Raw genomic sequence first — 3,441 nt, forward strand, 5'->3', positions numbered from 1 at the left:
GGCCCGCCAGCACTTCGAGGCTCGTGGCCCAGCCAAAGGACGGCAGCGAGACGATCGCGGAGGCCCCGTAGGTCGCCAACGCCAGGGCCGCCAGGAGGGACGCCGCGCCGCGCACGGTCGTCGGCCGCCCGGCCGGCAAAAGGCGGTTGTGGAACGATCCTTGCCCCCGCCGGGCTGCCTTTATAGGGGGCCACGTTCTTGCCCGCCCGATTCCCGTGGCCCAGCAGATCGGCACGTTTGCCCCGCCCGCCGAGGCCGGCAAGGAAATCCACGAGCCCTACGTCCCCGCCACGACCGTCCTGCCGGAGTTCACGATCCGCGCGCTCCTTCTGGGCGTGATCCTCTCGATCGTGCTGGGAGCCGCCAACATGTACGTCGGCCTCAAGGCCGGCCTCACCGTTGCGGCCACGATCCCAAGCGCCGTCATCAGCATGAGCATCCTGCGGTTCTTCCGTCGCAGCAACGTCCTCGAGAACACGATCGCGATGACGACCGGAAGCGCCGGCGAGGCCCTTGGAGCCGGCCTCATCTTCACGATCCCCGCGCTTCTCATGCTTGGCGTCTGGACGGAGATCGACCTCCTTCCCGCCATCGTGGTCGGACTGTGCGGCGGCATCCTCGGCGTGCTGTTCACGATCCCGCTTCGTCGCGCCTTTGTCGTCGAAAGCCGCCTTCCGTACCCCGAGGGTATCGCGACGGCCGAGGTCCTGAAGGCCGGCGTCAAGGACAGCGCGCAGTCGTCGCCGGCCAAGGAGGCCGCGACCTCGCAGGACGCGCGCACGATCGTGATCGGCATGCTGCTGGGCGGCGGCTACGCCGTCGCGCTCCACGTGCTCGGGCTCTGGCAGGAGGTCCTTCGGGCCGGCGCGCGCCTGGGCGGCGCGGTCGGCTACGGGGCCTTCAGCGTGGCGCCCATCCTGCTTGCCGTGGGCTACATCGTGGGCATCGGAATCGCGCGCCTCATCATGCTGGGCGCGGGCCTCGCGTTTGTCGTCCTCGTGCCGGGTTTCCTGCTCCTCAACGGCTACCCGACCGGACCCGACGGCGCGCCGCTTGATCCCATCACCGCCGCCCTGCGCACGTGGAACCCGAACGTCCGCCTCGTGGGCATCGGGGCCATCATCGTGGGCGCCTTCTACACGCTTGCGCGCGTGCGCACGAGCCTCGTCGCCGCCGCGCGCGAGGCGCGCGAGAGCTTCGGCAAACGGCACGTCGCGCAGGCCAAGGCCCGCACGGACGTCGACGTGCGCCTGGACCGCGTGCTCGTGGGCATCGGACTTCTCGTGATCCCCATCTTCGGCGTCTTCTACTACTTCACGCAGAACTGGGTGCAGGCTGCCGTCGCCGCGGCGGTCATGGCCCCCGCCGCGTTCCTGTTCTCGAGCGTGGCAGGCTACCTCGCGGGCGTCGTGGGAAGCAGCAACAATCCCATCTCGAGCGTCACCATCCTCACCATCCTGTTCACGTCGTTCCTTCTCCTTGCCATGGGGGCAAGCGCCGAGGCGGGGATGCTTGCGGCCATCGGCGTGGGCGCCGTCATCGCCTGCTCGGCGGCCATCGCCGGCGACAACCTGCAGGACTTGAAGAGCGGCTACATGCTCGGCTCGACGCCGCGGTACCAGCAGCTTGCGCTCATCGTGGGCGTCGTGGGCATGGCGCTTGTCGCCCCCGTCGTGCTGAACGTCATCCACCAGACGGCGCCCGGCGGCATCGGGGGCGACCAGTTCCCCGCGCCGCAGGGCTACATCATGGCCACGGTCACGCGCGGCGTCTTCGAGGGAAGCCTGCCGCTGCACCTTCTGGCCGTGGGGGCCGTGCTCGGCCTTGGGCTTGTGGCCCTCAAGCTGCCGGTGCTGCCGGTGGCCGTTGGCATCTATCTTCCCATCGAGCTCTCCACGCCCATCTTCGCTGGCGGGCTTCTCAAGTGGGGCATGGAACGGTACGCCGCGCGCCGGACGCAGGCGTGGGCCCCGGCGGAGAAGAAGTCGCTCGTCGAGCGCATCGAGAAGCGTGGGGTGCTCTTGGCAAGCGGCGTCATCGCGGGCGAGGCGCTCTTGGGCATCACGGTCGTGTTCCTTCTGTTCGGAGGCCAGGTGCCGGGCCACTTTGCGCCCGCCATCGCGGGCATCCTCCTTGGCGGCGCGATGTACCTCGTCGCCAGCCGCTCCACCACGGCGGTGCGGCTGGGCCTCATGGCGGCGATCATGGTTGCGGGACTGGCCGCCACTGCTTGGCTTGTGGCAAGTGGCACGCCTTACACGTTCGAAGGCACCCAAGGCTGGCCCGGGATCCTGATCTTCGCGTACGTCGCGCTGCTCATGGCGTACATTCCCCTGCGCGAGCTGTTCGTGACCGCGCGTCCCGCCGACGGCGTGCGACCGTGATCCGCGCTCCGCGGGCCTTGGCGCTAGTCGTGCTCCTGGCCGGCTGTCTGGGCCCTTCCGAGCCGCGCGCGGGCGGGCCGCCCGACGAGGGCCGTTCGCCGGATCCCGACCCGCCCGAAGCTCCGCCTTCCGAGGAACTGCGCTTCGCGCACGAGCACGCCGCCCTTGCGATCATCGTGGACGGGCAACGCGCGAATCTCCGCGACCCGGCGTATGACCTGTCCCGGACGCGCGACGTGCGCGCGCACATGCACGTCGGGGAGGCCGACGGCGGCTCCGCGGTCCACGTCGAGGCGGAGTTCCCGGGGGGCATCCCAAACCTCACGCTCGCCGAGGTCTTCTCGCTCCTTGGCATGACCCTTGAGGGCGGAAGGCTTGCGCTCAACCCGCAGGCGGCCCACGGGCCCATCGAAAGGTCCGACGGCGAGCGCTCGACCCTGCGCGTCTTCTTCCGTCCCATGCTTCCGGACGGGGCCTTTGGCCCCTGGACACAGATCGAAGACTACCCTCGGTGGGTGCCTCGCCACGCGAATCGGATCCTCGTCACGTTCGGAGAGGCCGCGGGCGAGGAGCTGGAGCGGCAGTTGGCCGAGGCCATGCAGCCGCCCATCCGGCCGTTCAACCTCGGCCGGTTCGCGTCGCCGGAAACGCAGGACGGTCCGCTTCGGCCTTTCGCAGAAGCTTGACGAAAGAAAAGGGATCCCGCGCGGCGGTGACGAAGGGAGCGAACCGCGCGGGGTGAAGGGAAAGTCCCGCTCCGTGGAGGAGGCGGAGCGGGGAAGGGGGCTGTTTGTTTTAGTTCAACGTTCCGCTGGCCGCGGCCATGGCGCGGGCTTGCACGTCGGCGGCAAGGCTCGCGTCGACGCGGGGCGGCTCGATGCGCGGCAGCTCGACGTGCACGTCGTGGGCCGCTTCGAGCGCCGCGTGGGCTTCCGCGTGGGCCTTGGCCGAGAGGTCGGCCTTGGCGCCGGTTGCAAGGCTCACGAGGCCTTCGACGGCGCCTTGGACCTGGGCGACAAAGCCCGTGAGGGCGCCGGCGATCTGCGCTCCGACGCCC

3 protein-coding genes are annotated in these 3,441 nt (G+C 70.0%); 2 read left to right on the plus strand and 1 reads right to left on the minus strand.

The genetic code is table 11. The annotated features are described in order from the left end of the window. The first annotated feature begins 215 nt into the window (after positions 1 to 215). The gene (locus VM681_02915; protein ID HVL86947.1) at positions 216 to 2,384 is read left to right on the plus strand and encodes an oligopeptide transporter, OPT family; all 2,169 of its coding nucleotides are present in this window, start codon (positions 216 to 218) and stop codon (positions 2,382 to 2,384) included. After that, a complete protein-coding gene (locus VM681_02920; protein HVL86948.1) occupies positions 2,381 to 3,070 on the plus strand; it encodes a hypothetical protein in 690 nt (229 codons plus the stop codon). Before VM681_02915 ends, VM681_02920 begins: the two co-directional genes overlap by 4 nt. Positions 3,071 to 3,179: 109 nt before the next feature. Here the strand turns inward: VM681_02920 and VM681_02925 are convergent. Further along, positions 3,180 to 3,441 (minus strand): hypothetical protein (locus tag VM681_02925; GenBank protein HVL86949.1); only part of this gene is annotated, 262 nt, incomplete at its 5' end.

It is taken from the genome of Candidatus Thermoplasmatota archaeon, assembly GCA_035541015.1.
GTDB lineage: Archaea > Thermoplasmatota > SW-10-69-26 > JACQPN01 > JAIVGT01 > DATLFM01.